This window comes from Sinomonas soli (assembly GCF_054782415.1).
In genome coordinates, this window is the sequence record NZ_BAAGSN010000015.1 from 43,982 (window position 1) to 64,823 (window position 20,842).

The following is a 20,842-nucleotide window of genomic DNA, read 5'->3' on the forward strand; positions in this document are numbered from 1 at the left end:
GAGCACGCCCGCCAGTTCTTCCGCATGCCCCCGGGAGACGGCCACCGCCTCCCGGCCCTGCGCGTCGCCCTCGGCATCGCGGTACCGCTCGTGGCCCTCGTGCTCGCGGGCCGGCTCGACCTCACGGTCTACGCCATGTTCGGCGCACTGACGGGGGTCTACGGGCGGGTGGAGCCCCACTGGCTGCGGCTCAGGCACCAGGCCGAGGCGGGGGCGATGATGACCCTGTGCGTGCTCCTGGGCGTCGCGGCCAACCGAGCCGGGGCGGGGGTGTGGCTCGTCGCGTTCCTCACGGTGGTCCTCGCCGGCGTCCTCTCGGTCGTCTCCGACGTGCTGCGCCTGCGCCCGATGGGCCCGTTCTTCCCCCTGTTCGCCTTCACGGGCAGCGCGGCCGTGCCCTTCTCCCGCGCGCCCTGGGAGGCCGGGGCCGCCGCCGCCAGCGTCGCCGTGGTCCTCGTCCTCGGGGTCGCCGGGCGCGCCTGGGCCCGCCGCCGCACGCCCGAGCGCGGCCTCGTGGAGCCGCCCCGCCCTGGCCTGCGCCGCACGGTGCGCCACGCCGGCCGCTACCTCGCGGCGACCGGCCTCTCCGGACTCATCGCCACGTCGGCGGAGCTCGGCCACAGCTATTGGGCGATGGTGGCGGCCTGCGCGCCGATCGCCGCGGCGGATGCCAGCAGCGCGCTCGTCCGCGCCGTCCACCGCGCGGTGGGGACCCTCGGCGGCGTCGTCCTCACGGGGGCGCTGCTCTCGGTGCACTGGTCCCCGCTCCAGCTCGCCGTGGGCCTCGCGGCCCTCCAGTTCGTCGGAGAGGTCTACGTGGTGCGGCACTACAGCGTCGCCCTCGTGTTCATGACGCCGGTCGCGCTGCTGATGGGGCAGTTCGTCAGCGCGGTGCCCGGGGAGGTCCTCACCCGTGACCGTGCCGTGGAGACCCTCATCGGGGCGGCGGTCGCCTTCGGGGTCATCCTGGCCACGACCGTCGAGCAGCGCCGGGCCGAGCGCCTACGCCCGAATGATGCGGCGACGCCGGGCCTCGGCGATCGCCGCCGTCCGGCTCTCCACGCCGAGCTTCGCGTAGATGTGCACGAGGTGCGTCTTCACCGTGGCCTCGGAGATGAAGAGCGACTTCGCAAGCTGCCGGTTGCTCGCGCCGCCCGCCAGCAGGGCGAGCAGCTCGAGCTCACGGTCCGAGAGCGCGCCCTCTAGCCGGCTGCGCTCAATCCGCGCCTCGAGGCCGGGAGCCAGCACCCGCGCTCCGGCGGCGGCGTCGAGCATGGCCCGGCGGATCTGTTCCGGCGGGGCGTCCTTGAGCATGTAGCCGGAGGCGCCGGCATCGAGGGCGGCCCGGATGTCCGCGTCGGTGTCATAGGTCGTGAGGACGAGCACGAGCGGCGGATCCACGAGCTCGCGGAGCCGGGCCGTGGCCGTGACCCCGTCCATGCCGGCCATCTGCAGGTCCATGAGCACCACGTCGACCGTCTCCCCGAGCGCCCGGGCCCGGGTGAGCTCGGTGAGCGCCGCGGCGCCGTCGGAGGCCTCGGCCGCGACCTCCACCCCCTCGAAGCCGGCGAGCATCGCACGGAGTCCTCCGCGGACCACCGGATGGTCGTCGACGAGCAGGACGCGGATCACGGCTCCCCCGCGTGCGCGCCCTCGGGCAGCCGGACGGCCACCACGGTGCCCTCGCCGGGCGCGGACTCGAGGGCGAGCGCCCCGCCGGCCTCCTCGACCCGGTGCCGAAGGCCGCGCAGCCCGTACCCGGTCCCGTCCGGCCGCGGCCCGTGGGGCAGCGCGGCGGGGTCGAACCCCACCCCGTCGTCGAAGACGTCGACCGTGACCTCCCCGTCGAGGTAGGCAAGGCTCACGACGGCGGCACTCGCCCGCGCGTGCGCCCAGACGTTCGCGAGGCTCGCCTGGGCTGCGCGCAGGAGGACCTCCTCCGCGCCGGTGCCGAGCGGGCGCGGCTCGCCGTCGGCCTCGAACCGGCACGTGAACCCGGCACCGCGGGCCGCGGCCTCGGCAGCCGTCTTCTCGCACAGCCTGCGGAGCGCGTCGGCGAGCGGGGGGGCGGACAGCACCTCCCCTCCCGCAGGCTCTGCGCCGCCCCCCTCCACCCGCTCGGGGCCGAGCGCCGGCGAGCCGAGCCCGCGCACGAAGGCGCGCGCCTCGGCGAGGGACTCGGCGGCCGTGGCCTGCACGATGCCGAGCCTCTCGCGCGCGGCGGCGGAGTCGCCGTCGTCCAGCGCGGCGGCAGCCGAGCGCCCCATGAGCACCACCGAGGAGAACCCCTGCGCGAGGGTGTCATGGATCTCCCGGGCGAGCCGCTCGCGCTCGGCAAGGACGCCCGCGCGGTGCTGGCTCTCGGCGAGCTGGGCACGGGTGCGGCGCAGCTCGTCGGCGGCGGCGCGCTGGGCCTCCGCCTCCGCATACAGGGCGCGGTAGGCGAACGCCGTGACCACGGCGAACGCCGCCCCGAAGAGCGGGCCGAGGACCATCGCCGCGGACAGGCCGCCGGCGTGCCACCCCAGGCCCAGGACCACGAGGGTGGCCGTGGCGGCGACGCCCCCCACGCCCCACCACCGCGGCAGCAGGTGCAGCTGGAGGAAGAAGAGGGCGAACGCGACCCACGCGAACTCCCCGCTGACCGCCACGAGCACGAGCCACAGCCCGCACACCACCCCGAGCCACGGCACGGAGTACCGGGCCGGGTCGGGTGCGGCCCCCTGGAAGTGCCGCTTCTCGAGCACGGTCCCGGCGAGGTAGACGAGCGCGAGCAGCACGGCGAGGGGAAGGACGACGCCGGCCGGCGCCTTCGCGGGGGCGCCCGCCTCGGCCGCGGTGAGGGGCAGGAGCGAGCGCACGGTCCCCACCAGCAGGAGCGCGGCGAAGCCTACGTGCAGCGCCACGCGGAGCCAGCGCAGCACCCGCTCGGTCCGGGCCGCGGGCGCAGGGGCCCCGGGCGCAGGGGCCGGCGGCGTCCGGAGGGCCGGCGCCGGGGCACTCGGCGCGGCCGCCTCAGGCATCGACGGCCTGCCTCCGCGCGGCCACCCGGCGCGCGAGCGAGCGCACGGTGAGGGCATCAGGTGCGCGGTCGAACTCTCCCCCCTGTGGGTCGTCCTGGCGGCTGCGGCGGACGGGGTCGCCGCCCGGATCGTAGATGTCCATGAGCACCCGCACGCAGAGATAGGCGACCGCGCCCATGTGGGCCAGGACGGCTCCGACGTAGTAGGGCGAGTCGATGTTGTTGGTGGCCGGGCCGCCGCCCGTGATCGCGCCGAGGTACATCCACACGGCCCACCAGTGGAGGGCCTCGACGGCCATCCAGATCAGGAAGTCGCGCCAGCGTGGCCGCGCGAGCGCGAGCAGGGGAATGAGCCACAGGACGTACTGCGGAGAGTAGACCTTGTTGGTGAGGATGAAGGCGGCGACCAGCAGGAACATGACCTGGGCGAGGCGGGGGCGGCGCGGGGCGTGGAGCGCCGCGAAGGCGATGAGCAGGCACGCGAGCACGAAGGAGACGGCCGCGATCGCGGTGACGGCCGGCGCGTCGAGTGCGGCCCAGCGCAGGCGGCCGGCAACGAGGTTCCAGGCGTAGTACGCCGAGGAGAATCCGGCCTGCCGGTCCCGCGTGAAGTCGAAGAAGTACTGCCAGCCGCGAGGGTCCAGGATCATGAACGGCAGGTTGGCCGCGAGCCACGTGGCCGCGGCCCCGCCGAGCGCGAGCCACAGCGGCCGGTACCGGCCGGTGCGGACGGCCAGGATGAGGATGGCGCCGATGGCGAGGACGGGGTAGAGCTTCGTGGCCGTGCCGAGGCCGATGAACACCCCGGCCCAGAGCGGCTGGCGGCGGGTGAACGCGTAGGTGCCGAGGGCCAGCAGCGCCACGGGCCACATGTCCCAGTTGATGAACCCGGCGAGGACCGCCCCCGGGGCAACGGCGAGCATGGCGGCGTCCCAGGGGCGCCGGGTGTTCGAGCGGGCAGTCGCGACGACGGCGACGATCCACATCACGGCCACGAGCACGGCGTTGATGTCGAAGTAGCCGAGGGCCCGCGCCGCGGTGTTCCCGGTTCCCGGGACGAGGAGGGCGGTGAGGCCGGCGATGAGGCTCGTGAGCACCGGGTACTCGAACGGGGTGTTGGCGTTGAGGAAGGGCAGGACACCGTCGGCGAGCCCGCGCTCCTTGAACAGCACCGGGAAGTCGGAGTAGCACGTGGCGTAGAAGTGCTGCGGGCTGGTCCAGCCGTTGACCCGGCAATAGCCCTTCAGGAGGACGCCGAGCATCGCCGCGACCACGGTCAGGATCACGAGGACCCGCTCGGGGGTCCAGAACCCGCTGCGGATGATCCCGGGCGCTGCATGCTCGCCGAGGGGTCCGCCCACGGCCTCGGAGAGCGTGTGGAGCAGGGGGTCGTTGCGGGTCGGCGAGATGACCGCCTGCCGTGCTTCGGGCTTCTCGTCGGGGCGCACCACCATGGCGTCGAGCCTACCGGCTGGCAGGACGGCCCGCCCCGGGCATCGGGGCGGGCCGTCGGGGTGCGCGGGATCAGGCGGCCGCGGTCACGCCCGTCACGCCGAATCCGGCGAGCCAGGCCTGGGCCGCCGGGATGTCGACGCGCTGGTACCCGTCGATGTACCGGCAGTTGGCCGTGAGGCCGTAGCTCGTGACGCCCACGATCGCGCCCTGGTAGAGCACCGGGCCGCCGGAGTCGCCGAAGCACGTGCCGCCGGTGCCCTTGGTGTCGTTGGGGTTGCCGTTGGCCTGGAACACCTGCGGCCCGACCTTCTGCAGCGGCATGTCGACATACCGGCGCAGGAACGGGTAGCTCATGGGGGTCGGCTTCTGCGGCCCCGAGTCAGGCTTGCGCACTTCGGTGCCGTAGCCCACCGCGGTGACGAGGGTCTTGGGCACGTCGCCGGGCCGGATCGCGTCGAGCGTGCCGGCCGCGGCGACCGGATAGGTCGGCACGCCCGCCGGCGCCGGAGCATCCAGCACCACGACGCCCACGTCGTTCCAGTTCTTCAGGTCGGTGAAGTCCGAGTAGCCGGGATGCGTGTGGGCGGTGCCCGAGACCTTCCCCGCAAGGTCCGCGGCCGTGTACCCGACGCTCGGATCCGCGGCGGCCGGCAGGACTCCGGCCGCCGGCTGCTCGGCGATCACCGAGCGGAAGTCCACGTAGACCCTGCCGACGGTGCCGGACGTGCAGTGCGCGGCGGTCAGCAGCACGGTCGGCGAGACGAGCGCCGCCGAGCAGCGGTACCGGCCGGTGCCGTCGTAGAAGGCGATCATCACGACGCCCGGGTGGGTGTCGCCGTCGGCGGTGCCGCCGGTGCTCGCCTGGGCGGGCGCCGCGATGAAGGCCACACTGAAGGCCGTGGTCAGAGCCGCCACGAGGGCGGCAAGTTTCCTGTGCATGGTTCCCCTTTCACGTGCGCGGGTGCAGCGCACGTGAAAGGGATTCTTCAGGATGGCCGCTGGCCTGGGAAGGGTGCCGTCAGAGGATCGGCCGGGAGAGGACGAGCTCGCGCTGGACGGCGTCGCGGTGCGCGTCGATGCGCTCCGCGTCGATCCGGGCCAGGGTGAGGGCGCTCAGGGCGCGGCGGATGCGGTGGGCCACAGGTGTCACCTCCTCGTGGGGGATGTGGGGCGGCAGGGACACGGGCGCGGACGACGGCGTGCTGGCCGCCGTGCGCTCGGCGGGCTGCGGTTCGGCGTCGGTCAGGGGCGGGGTGCGCGAGGGTATGGGAGCTCCAGGGCAGGGGGCAGCGCAGGAGGGCGCGGCACGGGCGGTCCATCGCGGCGGGCGATGAAAAAGCATGCATTATCGCCGAGGGGGAATAACGCATCGAATTCCGCAGCCCAATTTCACCCGCGGCAAATGCAGGGAAAGGGGCGGTACCGGAATGGCCCGCGGAATATCAAGGGTCCGCAGGACGTGCCGCCGCCACGGGGCCCACGGGGGGCGTCAGGGACGGCGGGGGAAGGGAAGCGTGGCGGTTGGTCCGGACGGCCGTTCGGGCTCGTCGGGGGTGCTGATCACTCCGCGGCAGGCCTCCGGCACACCCAGCCCGGACGGGCCACCTGTCAGGTGGCGCTCACAGGCGCGGGGGGCGTAGAGGACCGCTGGCCGGTGGATCAGGCGCCGAGGGCGCCAAAGACCGGCAGGAGGCCGCGGCGACCGCCCGTCGCAAACGCAGTCCAACCACGGTTGAGAACCTTGGTAATCGTCATCGGTCCAGCCTCCTTCTTCTCCAGTAGGTCCTTGGGCAACTGCTTCGGGAACGGCGCAAAAGGCCGCGCAGAATTAAAGTACCCGGTCGCGGCGATAAACCGCAAGCGGAAAATCAGGGTTCTTTGAAAGAATTCCCAGCTGCCGGCGCGCGGCAGGCTTCAGAGGCCCCAGGCCTCGATGGCCGGGGTCCTCTTGTCCCAGCCCAGGCGGCAGGCCTTCGCGGTGCCGAGCACAAAGTGACGCCCCGCGGAAGCGGGCAGTCCGAGCCACCGGGCGGCGAGGATCCGGCAGAAGTGGCCGTGGGCCACCACGAGGGCGTTCTCGACGCCGGCGGTCCGCACGCGCTCGACGATCCTGTCGGCGCGCTCTCCGACGTGCTCGAGCGTCTCGCCGTGGGGCACGCCGTCCTTCCAGATGAGGTAGTCCGGGTTCTCGGCGCGGACGTCGGCCGACCGGACGCCCTCGTAGTCGCCGTAGTCCCATTCGACGGCGTTGGACTCCGGCTGCGCGTCGGGGAAGCCTGCGAGTTCTGCCGTGCGGCGCGCCCGCACGAGCGGCGACGTCAGCACGAGGCCGAAGCGGATGCCGTCGAGCGCCCGGCGGGCTGCGCGGGCCTGGTCCTCGCCGATCGGCGTCAGCGGCAGGTCGGTCAGTCCGGTGTACTGCCCGCTCCTGGACCATTCGGTCTCGCCGTGGCGCAGGAGCCACAGCCGCGTGAGACCGAAGTCCTCCATGCCCGGAAGGCCCATCCCGTCCACTAGTGCTCCCTGCTCTCGACGTTCTCTGCTGCCGCTGATGCCGACTCCGGCTGCTCCGCCCACCACTCGAGCAGGCGTCCGCGCGCCTCGTCCTCGGACGCGGGGCCGTGCTCCATGCGCTCCTCGAGCAGGTACCTGTACGCGCGGCCCACCAGCGGGCCGGGACGGACGCCCAGGATGGCCATGATCTGCTGCCCGTCGAGGTCGGGGCGGATCGAGGCGAGCTCCTCCTGCTCGGCCAGCTCCGCGATGCGCCGCTCGAGGTCGTCGTAGGCGAAGGCGAGGCGGTCCGCCTTGCGCTGGTTGCGGGTCGTGACGTCGGAGCGGGTGAGCCGGTGAAGCCGTTCGAGGAGGGGGCCGGCGTCGGTCACGTAGCGGCGCACGGCCGAGTCGCTCCACCCGGCCTCTCCGTACCCATAGAAGCGCATGTGGAGTTCGACGAGCCGCGCCACGGCCTTGATCGTGTCATTGTCGAAGCGCAGGGCCTTCATGCGCTTCTTCACGAGCTTCGACCCGACGACGTCGTGGTGGCGGAAGGTGACCCCGCCGCCGGGCTCGAAGCGCCGCGTGGCCGGCTTGCCGACGTCGTGCATCAGCGCCGCGAACCGCAGCACGAAGTCCGGGCCGGGCACGGGGCCGTCCGGGCCGGTCTCGAGGCCGGCGGCCTGCTCGAGGACCTTGAGCGAGTGGTGGTACACGTCCTTGTGGCGGTGGTGCTCGTCCACCTCGAGGCGGAGCGCCGGGACCTCCGGGATCACGTGCTCGGCGAGCCCCGTCTCCACGAGCAGGTCGATCCCGGTCCGGGGCTCCGCGCCGTTGACGAGCTTCACGAGCTCGTCGCGGACCCGCTCGGCCGAGACGATGGCGACCCGCTCCGCCATGTCCGCCATCGCCGCCCGCACCTCGGGGGCCACCCCGACGTGCAGCTGGGAGGCGAAGCGGGCGGCGCGCATCATGCGGAGCGGGTCGTCCGAGAAGGACAGCTCGGGCGCGCCCGGCGTCCTGAGGATCCCGGCGCGCAGGTCCGCCAGGCCGCCGAACGGGTCGACCAGGGTCAGCGAGGGCAGGCGCAGGGCCATGGCATTCATGCTGAAGTCGCGCCGGCCGAGGTCCGCCTCGAGGCTCGTCCCGAAGGCCACCTCGGGCTTGCGCGAGGCGGAGTCGTAAGCCTCGGCCCGATAGGTCGTGACCTCGATCTGGTGCCTGCCCTTGCGCAGCCCGATCGTGCCGAACTCGCGGCCGATGTCCCAGTGGGCGTCCGCCCACCCCTTCACCACGGCGAGCGTCTCGTCCGGCGTCGCATCGGTCGTGAAGTCCAGGTCCGGGGAGGTGCGGCCCAGGAAGAGGTCGCGGACGGGGCCGCCCACGAGGGAGAGTTCGAACCCCGCCCCGGCGAACCTCCGCCCGAGCTCCAGGACCACCGGGTCCACCTCGAACTGGGGCCCCTGCACTGCCGTGTCATCTGCTGCCATAGTCCTTAAAGCTTGGCAGATCCCGGCGCGTGCGCGTTCCGCGCCCCCAGTGCCCTGCGGGCCGGGGCTCGTTGGTTAGAGTGGACTGCATGGTCATCCCGTTGCCGAGCGATCCTCAGAAGAGGAGGAGTGCGCCCCTGCCGTCGGCCGTCGGACCGCACATCGCCCCGGCCGGGCACGCCTATCCGTCGTCGCTCCCCACGGTCGAGGAAGTCTCGGCCGGAGGTGTCGTCGTCGACACGGCGGACCCCAACCTGCCGGTGGCGATCATCGCCCGGCTCAACCGCGGCGGCCGCCTCGAGTGGTGCCTGCCCAAGGGCCACCCCGAGGGCCGCGAGTCGAACGAGCGGGCGGCGATCCGCGAGATCAGCGAGGAGACGGGCATCTCCGGCGAGATCCTTGCCCCGCTGGGCAGCATCGACTACTGGTTCACCGTGACGGGCCACCGTGTCCACAAGACGGTGCACCACTATCTCCTGCGGGCCGTCGGCGGGAGCCTGACCATCGAGAACGATCCCGACCACGAGGCGGTCGACGTCGCGTGGATCCCCATCTCGGAGCTCACCCGGCGCCTGTCCTTCCCGAATGAGCGCCGCATCGCGGACCTGGCCCGCGAGGTGCTTCCCGAGCACCTCCTCTCGTGAGGCAGGCTGTGGCGTCACCCAAGTCCGCACCCGCCTCCGAGGCCCGCTCGAGCGCGATCATGGCCGCCGGCACCCTGGTCTCGAGGGCGCTCGGCTTCATCCGCTCGTGGATGCTCATCCTCGCTCTCGGCCTGGGCTCGACGGTGGCGGACACGTTCGTCAACGCGAACAACCTGCCGAACCTGATCTTCCTGCTCGTGGCCGGCGGCGTGTTCAACTCCGTCCTGGTCCCGCAGATCATCAAGGCCAGCAAGGCGGCGGACGGAGGAGCTGACTACATCAGCCGCCTCCTCACGCTCGGCGTGATCGTCATGCTGGTCCTCACGGCCGCGGTCACCGTGGCCGCTCCGTGGGTCATGCGGCTGACAACCTCGGGGTACAGCCCGCAGCAGCTGGCCCTCGCGACCGTGTTCGCCTACTGGTGTCTCCCGCAGATCTTCTTCTACGGCCTCTACGCCCTCCTGACCCAGGTGCTCAATGCGCACGGGGCCTTCGGGCCCGCGATGTGGGCGCCGATCGTGAACAACATCGTCGCGATCAGTGGCCTGGGCATGTTCGTGTGGATCTTCGGGGCCAACCGGAGCAATCCCCACAGCCTCGACAACTGGACCGGCGCCCACACCTTCTTCATCGCAGCGGTGTCCACGATCGGCGTCGCGATCCAGACGGCCCTGCTGTTCATCCCTGTCCTCAAGCTCAGGCTCGGCCTGAGGCCCCGCTTCGGCTGGCGGGGCGTGGGCCTCGGGGCAGCGGCCAGGCTGGGGACCTGGACGCTCGCGACCACCGCCGTGGGCCAGCTGACCTTCCTCTACGTCATGAGGGTCGCCTCGCAGCCGGGCGCCGAGCGCGAACGGCTCCAGGAGGCGGGCAACCCGCTGTGGCAGCAGGTCCCCGGCAACACCGTCCTCGAGATCGCTTCGCAGCTGTACCTCCTGCCGCACTCGATCATCGCGCTGTCCCTCGCGACGGTGCTCTTCAACCGGATGACCGAGGCGTCCCAGGCCGGCAACCGCGCCGGCGTCCGGGAGGCGCTCTCCCACGGCCTGCGCACCATGGCCGTCGCGACGGTCTTCGCGGCCCTCGCCCTGTTCGCCCTGGCCGCCCCGCTGGGCATGTTCTTCTCCGGCGGCCGCGCGTCCGACGGCGTCATGCTCGCCCAGACCCTGAGCATCCTGGCGCTCAGCACGCCGTTCATGAGCGCGAACTTCATGATGGCCCGCGTCTTCTACGCGAAGGAGGACGCCCGGACCCCGTTCAAGATCCAGCTGTGGCTCGCCATCCTCAACGTGGTGGGCGCCTTCGCGATCCAGTTCCTGCCGCCGCGGTACATCATCTTCTCGATCGCCGGGCTGTACATGGTGGGGAACATCCTCTCCGTCGTCCTCAGCAGCCACTACCTCCGCCGCCAGCTCGGCCACCTCGACGGGCCCACGGTGGCCCGCTCCTACGTCCGGATGGGCTACGCGGCGACGGGCTCGGCCGTGGTGGGGGCCCTCGCCGTCGGACTGCTCGGGGGCTACAACCCGAGCGGCTTCATCTGGAGCTCAAACTGGGCGGCGCTCGCGGCGATCGTGATCATCGCGGTCCCCATGCTCGTGGTCTACTTCGTGCTGCTGCGGCTCTTCCGCGTCACCGAGGTGCAGGACCTTCTCGGTCCGATCCTCGGCCGGCTCGGCGGCCGGTTCGCCCGAGGAGGCGCCACGCCGTCGTCCGCCCCCGCGCACGACGACGCTGCTGCCGCCGGCTCCCGCCCGGAGCCCGCCGAGGCTCCCATCACCGCGGCGCTGAGCACGATCTCGGACGACACCGGCATCATCCCGCGCATCTCGGGCCAGTTCGACCCCGTCATGTACCGGGCCAGGCCGGCCACCGCGCCGGTCGAGAAGATCCCGGGCCGGCACACCTTCCAGGGCCCGCCCGGGGAGAATCCGCACTTCCCGGAGGATTCCGACCACCACCGCCCCGAGGCTTGACAGCCCCTTCCGCTAGGATCACTAGCAGCACAAGCGCGGCCACCGGTCGTGCCCGCGCCAGCGACCAGGAGGTATCCGTGGCCCAGTCCATCGACGTCGGCACCGTACTCGGGGGGCGGTACAAAGTCACGTCTTCGATCGTGACGTCCCACGAGAGCGACCTCGTCCTCGACGGCGTGGACCAAGTCCTGAACCGGCCCGTGAGCATTCTCGTGGCTGGCCCCTCGAATGCCGACCAGCTCGCCCAGAGCGCCCGCGAGGTGGCCATGGGCGAGCGGCACGGTTCCGTCCAGGTGCTGGACCTCGGGATCAGCCACGGGTCCACATACCTCATCACGAACCACACGTCGCCGGCGGACCTGCTCGACCTGATCGTCCCGCAGGAGACGCCCTACGTCGAGCCGTTCTTCACGGACACCCTCGGCAGCGAGATCTTCGGCGAATCCCGGTCGCGGGAGCCGGAGACGTACGACGGCATGGTGGACCCCGGACGCCCCGACCAGTACATCCGCTACGACGACTACGGGCAGCCGGAGCATCACGAGGGCGAGGACGCCCACGGCGGTGCTGCCGGCGCTGCAGCTGCTGGCGGCGCCGCTGGTGCCGCTGCGGGCGCCGCCGCGGCTGCAGCAGCACGGCGGCAGCACCAGCAGTACGAACAGGGCGGTTTCCCTCCCCCGCAGGCCCGGCCTGCGCAGCAGCCTCCGCGCACGGCGCAGGGGCCGGCCGCAGCTCCCGGATCCGTCCCGCCGCCGCCGCAGGCGCCCCCTCGCTCGGCCGGTGATCCGTCGTCCTCCGCTGACGCCGCCACGCAGTCCTTCCGTTCGGCGGCCGCTCCCGGAGCCGCTGCTGCGGGTGCGGCTGCTGCGGGTGCTGGTGCCGAGCCCGCGTCCGAGGCCGCGTCCCCGAAGGTCACCCCTTGGTCACCCGGGAACCGGGATGCCTCGGCTGGCACCGCGACGGCGCCTGCGCCTCAGCAGAAGCCCGCCCCGCAGCCGCAGCAGCGCCACCATGAGCCGTCGGCCGGCGCGGCGCCCTTCCTGCCGGCGGCGGTCAGGCCGTCGTCATCCGCCCCTCGCGACACCGACTACGAGGACGACGACGAGGCGACGCGCCCGCGTTCGATGCCCTGGCTCGTCGGCGGGGTACTCGCCGTGGTGCTCATCGCCGCGCTCATCTTCGCCTTCACCACCCTCGGCGGACTGTTCCAGCCGCAGCAGGGAGGCACGGCCAACAGCACGAGCCAGCCCAGCCAGCAGCCGACGGCCAGCCAGGAGACCACGGCGTCCGCGTCGGCCGCGCCTACGGCCCCCACGGCGCCGCCCGCCATTGATTCGGTCACCCGGCTCAACCCCGAGGACCTCTCCTTCGCGAACTCGTTCGACAGCAGGCTGCCGCTGACCTTCGACGGGAACACCGCCACGTACTGGTCCGACATGGAGTTCGCACGCGAGGACTGGGGCGGATTCACCAAGAGCGTCGCCCTCTCGGTCAAGCTCGCGAACCCCGCCCAGGTCAAGCAGGTCACGCTCATCCAGTCCGGGGGGTCCGGCGGAAATCTGAGCATCTACACCAACAGCCAGCCGAGCCTCAGCGGTGCCACCCTGGCGGGAACCACGTCCTTCACCGGACCGCAGGTGTCGGTGCCCGTCAGCGGGACTCCCACCGCACAGTACGTGATCATCCAGATCAACGCGCTCCCGCGGCTCTCCGCGCCCAAGACGCAGTACCCGTACGGACTCCGACTCGCAGAGATCAAGGTCGAGTAGCGCCGAGTCCGCACGGCGGCAACGCGAGGGCCCCGGGGTGATCCCCGGGGCCCTCTGCCGTGTCCCAGCACGTATGACCCGCGCTTGGGATTGAGCACGGGCCCATGGGTACCCTTGGACCAGACAGCGTCCCGGAATATCGGCCTTCATCGGCGTGTTGTGGATGCTGACGCCAACCATTGATTGCCAAGGAAGAGGTACGCACTCCGTGAGCACTGCAGAGACGAGCGCAGAGATCCGCGACGTCATCGTCGTCGGTTCTGGACCCGCGGGGTATACCGCTGGCATCTATACCGCGCGAGCCAACCTGAATCCGTTGATCTTTGCGGGTTCCGTAACCGCCGGCGGCGAGCTCATGAACACCACTGAGGTGGAGAACTTCCCGGGCTTCCCTGAGGGGATCCAGGGACCCGAGCTCATGGACAAGTTCGAGCAGCAGGCCTCGAAGTTCGGTGCCCAGATCGAATTCGAGGACGTCGAGTCGCTCGAGCTCGAGGGCGACATCAAGACGGTGACCCTCGCTGGTGGTGAGAGCTACAGGGCACGCACGGTGATCATCGCGACCGGATCCGCGTACCGCGAACTCGGCCTCCCGAATGAGAAGCGCCTGTCGGGCCACGGCGTCAGCTGGTGCGCGACCTGCGATGGCTTCTTCTTCAAGGACCAGGACATCGCCGTCATCGGCGGCGGCGACTCGGCGATGGAGGAGGCGCTCTTCCTCACCAAGTTCGCTCGCTCGGTCACCGTGGTGCACCGGCGCGAATCGCTGCGAGCCTCCAAGATCATGGCCGATCGTGCGCTCGCCCACGAGAAGATCACCTTCGTGTGGAACTCCGAGGTCGCAGACGTGGTCGGCGGCGACAAGGTGACGGGTCTCAAGCTCCGCAACATCGTCGACGGAAGCGAGTCCGAGATCGCCGTGACCGGCGTCTTCGTGGCTATCGGCAACGATCCCCGCACGAGCCTCGTCAAGGACGTTCTCGCGCTCACCCCGGAAGGGACGATCGCCGTCGAGGGCCGATCCTCCAAGACGAGCATCCCGGGCGTCTTTGCCGCCGGCGACGTCGTGGACCCCACGTACCGGCAGGCAATCACTGCAGCCGGTTCGGGTTGCGTCGCCGCCCTGGACGTCGAGCACTATCTCGCGGACGTCGAAGCTCGCTCCCTCGCCGCACAGTCCTGAGAACCCCCTAGAGATCGGATCAGAAGAGATGAGCAACGCCAAGAACGTCACCGATGCTGAGTTCACCGACAAGGTTCTTATGTCCGAAAAGCCTGTCATCGTGGACTTCTGGGCCGAATGGTGCGGGCCGTGCCGCAAGCTCGGCCCCATCCTTGACGACATTTCCGTCGAGTACGCCGACAAGGTTGACGTGGTGAAGGTCGATGTCGACAACAACCCGAACATCGCTGCCGAGTACGGCATTACTTCCATTCCCGCCGTCTACCTCTTCGAGAAGGGCAAGGTGACCGGAACGGTCATCGGTGCACGGCCCAAGCAGTACTTCGAGAAGGAGTGGAACGAGGTCCTCGCGAAGTAGGTGCTTCCGAGAGCCGCTCGATCCAGTGGAGGACGCGCTACGCGCGTCCTCCTCTTTTTCTATGTCCGGTTCTTTGGGCAGCGGCCTGCTAGGTCGAAAGGCACTTTCCAAGGGGGCCTCTTCACGTGTCGTTCACGTGAAACGAGCGAGCTCCGCACCACCAGGGACGGTCTGACTGAGGCTCTAAAGACTTATAGCGCGATGCCGGGACCGAGGCGGCCTTTCCGTCATTGCCGGAGCGATTCTCCGTTCGAAGCTATGCAAACAGCGTCTAACCGTTCGGCCAATGCGGCGGAAGCCTATGTTATTGCGCATCGGTCAGATTGGTGTCATTCCGTTTCACGTGAAACGAGGCGTTCCGCTGATGGCAACCAAAGATGTCCCACCGGGACGCCGCGGACTTCCAGCCCACAACCTGCATTCGGCAACCGCTACATTTTCGAACGCGTTCCCGAAGAGTCGGCACAAACGGGGAGGTCGCGCTATGACAGGCGCAGCTTCCTATGCGGAGAAACGCTCACCCAGCACCATGGGTAAGGCTGCCGTGCAAACCAATTGAGCGACACCGCCGGGGGCTCCGCAAACTTCAGTTGCTCAGGACAGCTTTGGGTCGCTCCAGTGACTGATGAGATCACGGATTTCGTACGGGGGCACGTCGTTCGCTATCGATGGCAGACCTCCTGTAACCCAGGTGCCTGAAACACGCGAGTTGCTGGGGATCGCCACGAGACGCGTCGTTCCGGGGGTCGGCCTTGTTTCACGTGAAACGGGGCGCCGTGTTCACTGGATCTCCGGCTGACGGCGTCGGGCGTCCAGGGTATCGTCTTCCCTTCAGAGACGTTGCTGACACATCGAGGCATCCACGCTTGTCGCGGAGGACTGCGCATTCATTGTGCGGGAACCAGTGGTCAGCGCTCCCCTGAGGAGCCGGCACCTAGCCGTACACCCGCGGGCGGGCCGCCAGCCGCGATTAAAGCAGGCCGTCTATCCCGCCGCGCCTGGTCGGGCGTGCGTCTCCCGACACTATGCTCGGCGCATCCCGACACTACGCACGCCGATCGACCCATGGAACGCGCCTGGGCCGATACCCAGGGACGACACCACAAGTTTGCGACCCAGAAAGCCTGTCGTACACACACCGCCAAGCAACCCTACCGACTGGCGAGAACGGGTCCACGCGATCGTGCGGATCCACGCAATCATGCGAGTCAGCCGAACACCGCGCCTTCCGATAGAGACCACATCGAGCCTCCCTCCAGCCCGGCAGTAGCATCCCCGCACTTCCATCGGTGTGAACAAAGGAGCCGTCGGGTCGGTCCACTCCGATCCCGACCGACTGTCGCTGAGCCTATATCCCGTCGAGATCGGACGGAACGTAGAGTGCTCGAGACACCTCCACCTCTGGGGGGACCATGCGGTCGTCGTTCCAGACAACGGGCCAGAACCGAGCAGGGATCACCGGGCGGCCTCTTCCCTCCATGTCGCTCGCCGGACCCTACGACAGTCTGACTCAGGGGTGGACTGCCACTTCTCAGCATTTTGCCTCGCACGACTGAAGCGATATGTCTACATCACCGCCAGACCATCCACCCGCCCACCACGTACCTGTGCCCCTTTCGGGCACCGCGTCAATCACGGCAGATGATGCCCCCGCCGCCGAGGGCGCCTCTCTACCCGCATGGTGCGAGGGGCATGACGCCTCCCGCCTGCTCCGTCGACCAATCATACGAACGGCTAAAACTGCTGAGCCTATGGTCTCCAGCCCGCTGGCCATCAGGTCAGAGAAGTGCGACTAACCGGCCGCACTGACACGCGGCACCCCCTTGCCGCACGGTTTCACGTGAAACAAGCAGTCTAGACAGTGCCCTGGGCGGCGCTTCGACGCCCACAGGGAACGACACATCCACCGTGTTATCCACATTTGGACTCAACCGCATCCCGGTTCTCCACAGGGATATCCACAGCCGCTATCCACAGACGCGTGTCCGAACTCACGGGCCCCACCAGCACTTGAGGCCTGACACAGCCACTTCGCCGCGACGGATCCCGTTTCCCCCGCACAATGCCCGCCACTCCTAGCGGGCCTGCGGGCGGCATAATCCGCTCCGCAGAGCAATTCGTGCGGCCGCCGCCCGCGGAATTCGGCCGTTTCCGGTCTACTTTCGGTGCAGCACTCTCACCCGACAAGTTCGCAGGTCCACGGCGGGAACAGATCGGAGCGCCCCAGTGCAGGGGTGCTGCCGCGGCGATGCGATCGAGGGGGCAGGACGATGTGCAGGAACCGTCCTACGAGGGTCAGATAGTGGAGCGCGTCGTCGCTATCCCCAGCTGGTATCCACAGCTTTATCCACAGCAGCCCACCGCCAAGTTCTCCAGTGACCACAGGGATATCCACAGCAGCAGCACGGAGTATCTGTGGTCACGTCAGCAACGGGCCCGCCCCTCGCAGCTAGCGGCAGCGTGCGTCGCGCGCCCCGAGTCGGCACATACGCCCGATATAAAACGCCACCGCTGCCCGACGCTGCGCAATAGGCAAAAGTGGGAGAGGTTCCGAATCGTCAGACCCCATGTTGTACTCGACCTCTGTCTGTGAGCGCCGGCGATCACTCATATGTGCCTAGTCAGGCCGTGTCGAGCCACCCCTGCTACAAATTGGTTTAGCCACCTCCGTGCCATGGTACTGGCCGCCAATTCGTCACATCCCTGAGAAGGCCCTGACCTGGAGCGGGCCAGCTGGCCGCCAGTGCGCTGTTGACGTAGGCGGTCTTGCGCGAGCTCTCGCAGAGGGCCGCCTCTTCCACACGACAGCTCCTAAGCCGCGCGATGGGCCCCGGAGCACAAAGACCAATTGGGTTTTTTCGGCGACCTGAGCCGTCGCGCCCGCGGCCGCCCATGCGCCTGGCAATGCGGTCAGGGACCCTGATGTTTCACGTGAAACGCAAGCGCCCATCGTTTACCGGCCTACGTAGCGTCCTGGCAACACCGCGAGTACCTAGAACTCGCTCAAACTGTCCGGGCGAGGTCCGCCCCAAAATTGCCGGGACCGGGCCGTGGCTACACTGCTGACGGCCATACGCAATGTCAACGAGGTCGCGTGAGCCGGCGACTCAGCTTGCTACCGTGAAGGAAAGTGGGACCCGGCCCACCCGTGGAATCGCTGTCCGCCTCCCATAGCGGATGCCCCTCCGGGGAACATCCGCACGGTCGTACCCTTCGCTACCCGGCAGCGCGGCGGAAACCGTTTCACGTGAAACATAGGATCAATTTGCGGCTGGGAAGCGGAAGGTTGGGGGGTGGAGACGCCCATTGCTGCCCCCGACAGAACGGCCACGTTCAGGGCACAGCGACAATTTGGGTGCTCTGGAAGGACACTTAGACTCCCGCAAGCGCCCCCAAAAACGCAACCCCAGTGCATCTTCGTGCTGCGATCTGGCGCCATCTTGGATCAGGAGCCGAGCCAAATAGTGCGACCGTCGCGGCAATCGCCTACCGCAATCCTGGCACCGGTCCCCCGCGAAGGGCACTCTTGCTGCTGGTCGAACGCAAAGACATTCGAGCCGGTACATGAAATGGCTTTCACCCGCCCCGTCAGCCCGGTACCACTTTAATCCATGCAGGCGCTCTACAGCTCGAACCGCCACGCGCGCAGTCGCCAGCCGGCATGATTGCGGACCACCGTGCGGAACGCCTAAGAGAGCGGCCATAGGGATGCAACGTGAGCGATCTGATCTAGCGACCAGCCAAGCCTCTCAGCGACTCATGCTCGCGGCGTGCGGAGGGGTGCGCTCCCCATTATCGACAGCAGTCGGCACCGCAACCGTGGTCCGAGGGTGTCAGCGGTAGTCGCACCGCGTCAAGAACGTGCTCTACCGGCGACCGGTGGCAGCGCAAGATTCGCCCCATCGACTTTTAGGTCCGCTAAGGCGAGTGCAGCACGGGCGATGAATCGATCTTTGAGTGATGTGTTCCGCCCACAGAACCGCATAACACCCGGCCACACGCGATCGATACGTCCCCCAACACAGCGACGTCTCCGCACCGGCAGAAAGCGCACGGACCGAGCTCGCGCCAGTCCAAAAACAAGGCCCGTTTCACGTGAAACGGGCCTTGTGGGACATCAGCGAGCAGAAGGACTACTCCTCTTCGGGGCTGATCAGCGTCATGATGCGGTTGAGATCCTCCACGGAGGCAAACTCGATGCTGACCTTGCCCTTCCGGGCACCAAGGGTGATCTTCACGTTGGTATCGAGACGATCCGCCAGATTGGACGCCAGGAAGTCGAGGCGCTCGTGCCGGGCGTTGTTCCGCGTCGATGCGCGCCGCGCCTCCTGAGGCTCCTGATACAGGGCCACCGCCTCCTCGGTGGCGCGCACCGACAGGCCTTCGGCCACGATCTTCTGCGCGACCCGCTCCATTGCAGCATCGTCAGGCAGGGACAGGAGCGCCCTCGCATGGCCGGCGCTGAGCACGCCCGCGGCCACCCGGCGCTGGACGAGCGGCGGAAGGCGAAGCAGCCGGATGGTGTTGGAGACCTGGGGTCGCGAGCGGCCGAGGCGGTCCGCGAGCTCCTCGTGGGTGGTTCCGAAGTCCTGGAGGAGCTGCTGGTAGGCAGCTGCCTCTTCAAGGGGGTTCAGCTGGCTCCGGTGGAGGTTCTCGAGGAGCGCGTCGCGGAGCAGGGCGTCGTCGCCCGTCTCGCGGACGATCGCCGGGATTGCGGTCAGTCCTGCGGCCTTCGCCGCACGCCAGCGTCGCTCGCCCATGACGAGTTCATAGCTTTCGCTACCGGATTCGGTTGACTTCCGAACCACGATCGGCTGCAGGATCCCGATCTCGCGCACCGAGTGCACGAGCTCCGCCATGTCTTCCTCATCGAAGACCGAACGGGGCTGCTTCCGGTTCGGATGGATGTCGTCCACACCGACTTCGGCAAACTGTGCTCCTGGAACCTCGACGAGGTCGAGCTCGTCCTCCGCCGGTGCGCGCTTTGCGCGGGAACGGCCCGCGCGTGGCTCAGGCTGCCCGAGGGCCGATGAGTCGACCGCAGGGCCGTCCTCCCCCGGCTCGGCGTCAGCGTCGACAGAGGAGGGCCTGGAGGCAGGTGCATCCACAGACGACGCGGAGGACCTCGCAGCACCCTGACCGTCACGCTCACCGGCCGAGGCCTGCGCGGCATCCATGGTCTCGGCATCAGGAGCCTCTGCCTGCTCCTGCGACCCCTGAGCGGTCCGGCGCCCCGTGTCAGGGAAGAACAGGTCGACGGGGCGCGACGGCGTCGCCGAGCCGCTAGCCGGGGCCGTGCTCGGGATGAGGGCTCCCAGGCCCCGGCCGAGTCCTCGGCGCTTCTCGCTCATAGCGGTTTCCTCCCTTGAGCCCGATCGCCCGGGCACTGGCTGTTCACAGGTGGTGCGAGACGGATGACCCGCCAACGAGCTAGCGTTCCGCGATCTCGGCCGCGGCCTCGAGGTAGGACAGTGCACCCGTCGACGTCGGATCGTAGGTCAGCACCGTCTGCTGGTAGCTGGGGGCTTCGGAGATCCGCACGGAACGAGGCACCACGGCTTCCAGGACCTGCTCGGGGAAATGCTCGCGCACCTCGGCCGCGACTTGGGCAGCGAGGTTAGTCCGACCGTCGTACATCGTCAGGAGGATCGTCGAGACGCGCAGGTCGGCGTTGAGGTGCTTCTGGATCATCTCGATGTTCTTGAGCAGCTGGCTCAGACCCTCGAGGGCGTAGTACTCGCACTGGATCGGGATCAGGACCTCGGTCGCAGCACAGAATGCATTGACGGTGAGGAGGCCGAGGCTCGGCGGGCAGTCGATGAAGATGTAGTCGAGGCGTTCCAGCCCCGCCTTCTCACGCTCTGCAGCGTAGTTGTCGATGGCGCGGCGCAGACGCTGCTCGCGCGCCACCAGCGAGACCAGCTCGATCTCGGCCCCTGCCAGATGGATGGTCGCCGGCGCGCAGACCAGGTTCTCCACGTCGGGGCATGGGGCGACGACGTCCTTCAGCGGGGCATCGTTGATGAGGACGTCGTAGATGCTCTCGACTTCTGAGTGGTGCTCGATGCCGAGCGCTGTCGACGCGTTCCCCTGGGGGTCGATGTCGATCACGAGGACCTGCATCCCCGCGGAGGCGAGCGCCGCGGCGATGTTCACCGTCGTGGTGGTCTTCCCGACCCCGCCCTTCTGGTTGGACACGGTGAAGACGCGAGTGTGGTCTGGGCGGCGGAGCGTGCGCCCGCTGAGCCTCTCACGGCGGCGCGCCTCACTCGCAAGCTGGCTCGCGATCGGGCTGCCCTCGTCCAGATTCTGGAGGAAGGACTGGGCATCGCCCCTCGGCGCGGCCAGGAGCTCTGTCGGAGCTGACGGTGGCTGAGGACCCGCTTCCGTGGCTCCGCTGGCCGTGGCGCGCGCAGACCCCAGCGTCAAAAAGGGAGGTATGCGCTGGGCCG

At 69.3% G+C, this 20,842-nt stretch carries 14 protein-coding genes and 1 pseudogene; 6 read left to right on the forward strand and 9 right to left on the reverse strand.

All coding sequences use genetic code 11. The annotated features are described in order from the left end of the window. Positions 1 to 348: 348 nt before the first annotated feature. A pseudogene (locus ACYVKZ_RS13630) lies at positions 349 to 945 on the forward strand (FUSC family protein); the annotation flags it as partial. A gap of 57 nt (positions 946 to 1,002) precedes the next feature. On the opposite strand, the gene ACYVKZ_RS13635 reads toward ACYVKZ_RS13630, so the two are convergent. From ACYVKZ_RS13635 to ACYVKZ_RS13665, 7 genes are all read right to left on the reverse strand, one after another. Next, a complete protein-coding gene (locus ACYVKZ_RS13635; RefSeq protein ID WP_460992792.1) occupies positions 1,003 to 1,632 on the reverse strand; it encodes a response regulator in 630 nt (209 codons plus the stop codon). Then, on the reverse strand, positions 1,629 to 3,023 hold the full coding sequence (locus tag ACYVKZ_RS13640; protein WP_460992793.1) for a sensor histidine kinase: 1,395 nt from the start codon (positions 3,021 to 3,023) through the stop codon (positions 1,629 to 1,631). Before ACYVKZ_RS13640 ends, ACYVKZ_RS13635 begins: the two co-directional genes overlap by 4 nt. After that, positions 3,016 to 4,476: a glycosyltransferase family 87 protein gene (locus ACYVKZ_RS13645; protein ID WP_460992794.1), complete on the reverse strand. Its 1,461-nt coding sequence runs from the start codon at positions 4,474 to 4,476 to the stop codon at positions 3,016 to 3,018. Before ACYVKZ_RS13645 ends, ACYVKZ_RS13640 begins: the two co-directional genes overlap by 8 nt. Positions 4,477 to 4,546: 70 nt before the next feature. Then, entirely contained in the window at positions 4,547 to 5,416 is an 870-nt protein-coding gene (locus ACYVKZ_RS13650; protein ID WP_460992795.1) for a trypsin-like serine protease, read from the reverse strand. A 79-nt stretch (positions 5,417 to 5,495) separates the two neighbouring features. Next, the gene (locus ACYVKZ_RS13655; RefSeq protein WP_460992796.1) at positions 5,496 to 5,618 is read right to left on the reverse strand and encodes a hypothetical protein; all 123 of its coding nucleotides are present in this window, start codon (positions 5,616 to 5,618) and stop codon (positions 5,496 to 5,498) included. A gap of 773 nt (positions 5,619 to 6,391) precedes the next feature. Next, positions 6,392 to 6,982, reverse strand: a complete 591-nt coding sequence (locus tag ACYVKZ_RS13660; RefSeq protein WP_460993177.1) for a histidine phosphatase family protein — start codon at positions 6,980 to 6,982, stop codon at positions 6,392 to 6,394. Between the two features lie 8 nt (positions 6,983 to 6,990). Continuing rightward, complete coding sequence (locus ACYVKZ_RS13665) at positions 6,991 to 8,463, reverse strand: CCA tRNA nucleotidyltransferase (protein ID WP_460992798.1); 1,473 nt, start codon at positions 8,461 to 8,463, stop codon at positions 6,991 to 6,993. 137 nt (positions 8,464 to 8,600) lie between these two features. Between ACYVKZ_RS13665 and ACYVKZ_RS13670 the strand changes: the two genes are divergently transcribed. The 5 genes from ACYVKZ_RS13670 (at position 8,601) to trxA (ending at position 14,390) form a co-directional block, all read left to right on the forward strand. Then, on the forward strand, positions 8,601 to 9,107 hold the full coding sequence (locus ACYVKZ_RS13670) for an NUDIX hydrolase (protein ID WP_307007254.1): 507 nt from the start codon (positions 8,601 to 8,603) through the stop codon (positions 9,105 to 9,107). 8 nt (positions 9,108 to 9,115) lie between these two features. Next, positions 9,116 to 11,080: a murein biosynthesis integral membrane protein MurJ gene (murJ, locus tag ACYVKZ_RS13675; RefSeq protein WP_460992799.1), complete on the forward strand. Its 1,965-nt coding sequence runs from the start codon at positions 9,116 to 9,118 to the stop codon at positions 11,078 to 11,080. Positions 11,081 to 11,157: 77 nt separating this feature from the next. Then, positions 11,158 to 12,849, forward strand: coding sequence for an ABC transporter substrate-binding protein (locus tag ACYVKZ_RS13680; RefSeq protein WP_460992800.1), 1,692 nt, complete (start codon positions 11,158 to 11,160; stop codon positions 12,847 to 12,849). Between the two features lie 208 nt (positions 12,850 to 13,057). Then, positions 13,058 to 14,032 (forward strand): thioredoxin-disulfide reductase, encoded by a 975-nt coding sequence (trxB, locus tag ACYVKZ_RS13685; RefSeq protein WP_460992801.1) that lies wholly within the window; start codon positions 13,058 to 13,060, stop codon positions 14,030 to 14,032. 28 nt (positions 14,033 to 14,060) lie between these two features. Beyond that, the gene (gene trxA, locus ACYVKZ_RS13690; protein WP_066501726.1) at positions 14,061 to 14,390 is read left to right on the forward strand and encodes a thioredoxin; all 330 of its coding nucleotides are present in this window, start codon (positions 14,061 to 14,063) and stop codon (positions 14,388 to 14,390) included. 4,133 nt (positions 14,391 to 18,523) lie between these two features. Here the strand turns inward: trxA and ACYVKZ_RS13695 are convergent. Both ACYVKZ_RS13695 and ACYVKZ_RS13700 read right to left on the reverse strand, forming a co-directional pair. After that, the gene (locus ACYVKZ_RS13695) at positions 18,524 to 19,741 is read right to left on the reverse strand and encodes a ParB/RepB/Spo0J family partition protein (RefSeq protein ID WP_460992802.1); all 1,218 of its coding nucleotides are present in this window, start codon (positions 19,739 to 19,741) and stop codon (positions 18,524 to 18,526) included. 79 nt (positions 19,742 to 19,820) lie between these two features. Then, positions 19,821 to 20,696: a ParA family protein gene (locus ACYVKZ_RS13700; protein ID WP_460993178.1), complete on the reverse strand. Its 876-nt coding sequence runs from the start codon at positions 20,694 to 20,696 to the stop codon at positions 19,821 to 19,823. Between the last annotated feature and the right edge of the window lie 146 nt (positions 20,697 to 20,842).

Bases quoted from the DNA above. Each gene is read 5' to 3' on its own strand.
- ACYVKZ_RS13640 (WP_460992793.1), bottom strand. From the start codon at position 3,023: ATGCCTGAGGCGGCCGCGCCGAGTGCCCCGGCGCCGGCCCTCCGGACG.
- ACYVKZ_RS13645 (WP_460992794.1), bottom strand. From the start codon at position 4,476: ATGGTGGTGCGCCCCGACGAGAAGCCCGAAGCACGGCAGGCGGTCATC.
- ACYVKZ_RS13650 (WP_460992795.1), bottom strand. From the start codon at position 5,416: ATGCACAGGAAACTTGCCGCCCTCGTGGCGGCTCTGACCACGGCCTTC.
- ACYVKZ_RS13660 (WP_460993177.1), bottom strand. From the start codon at position 6,982: ATGGGCCTTCCGGGCATGGAGGACTTCGGTCTCACGCGGCTGTGGCTC.
- ACYVKZ_RS13665 (WP_460992798.1), bottom strand. From the start codon at position 8,463: ATGGCAGCAGATGACACGGCAGTGCAGGGGCCCCAGTTCGAGGTGGAC.
- trxA (WP_066501726.1), top strand. From the start codon at position 14,061: ATGAGCAACGCCAAGAACGTCACCGATGCTGAGTTCACCGACAAGGTT.
- ACYVKZ_RS13695 (WP_460992802.1), bottom strand. From the start codon at position 19,741: ATGAGCGAGAAGCGCCGAGGACTCGGCCGGGGCCTGGGAGCCCTCATC.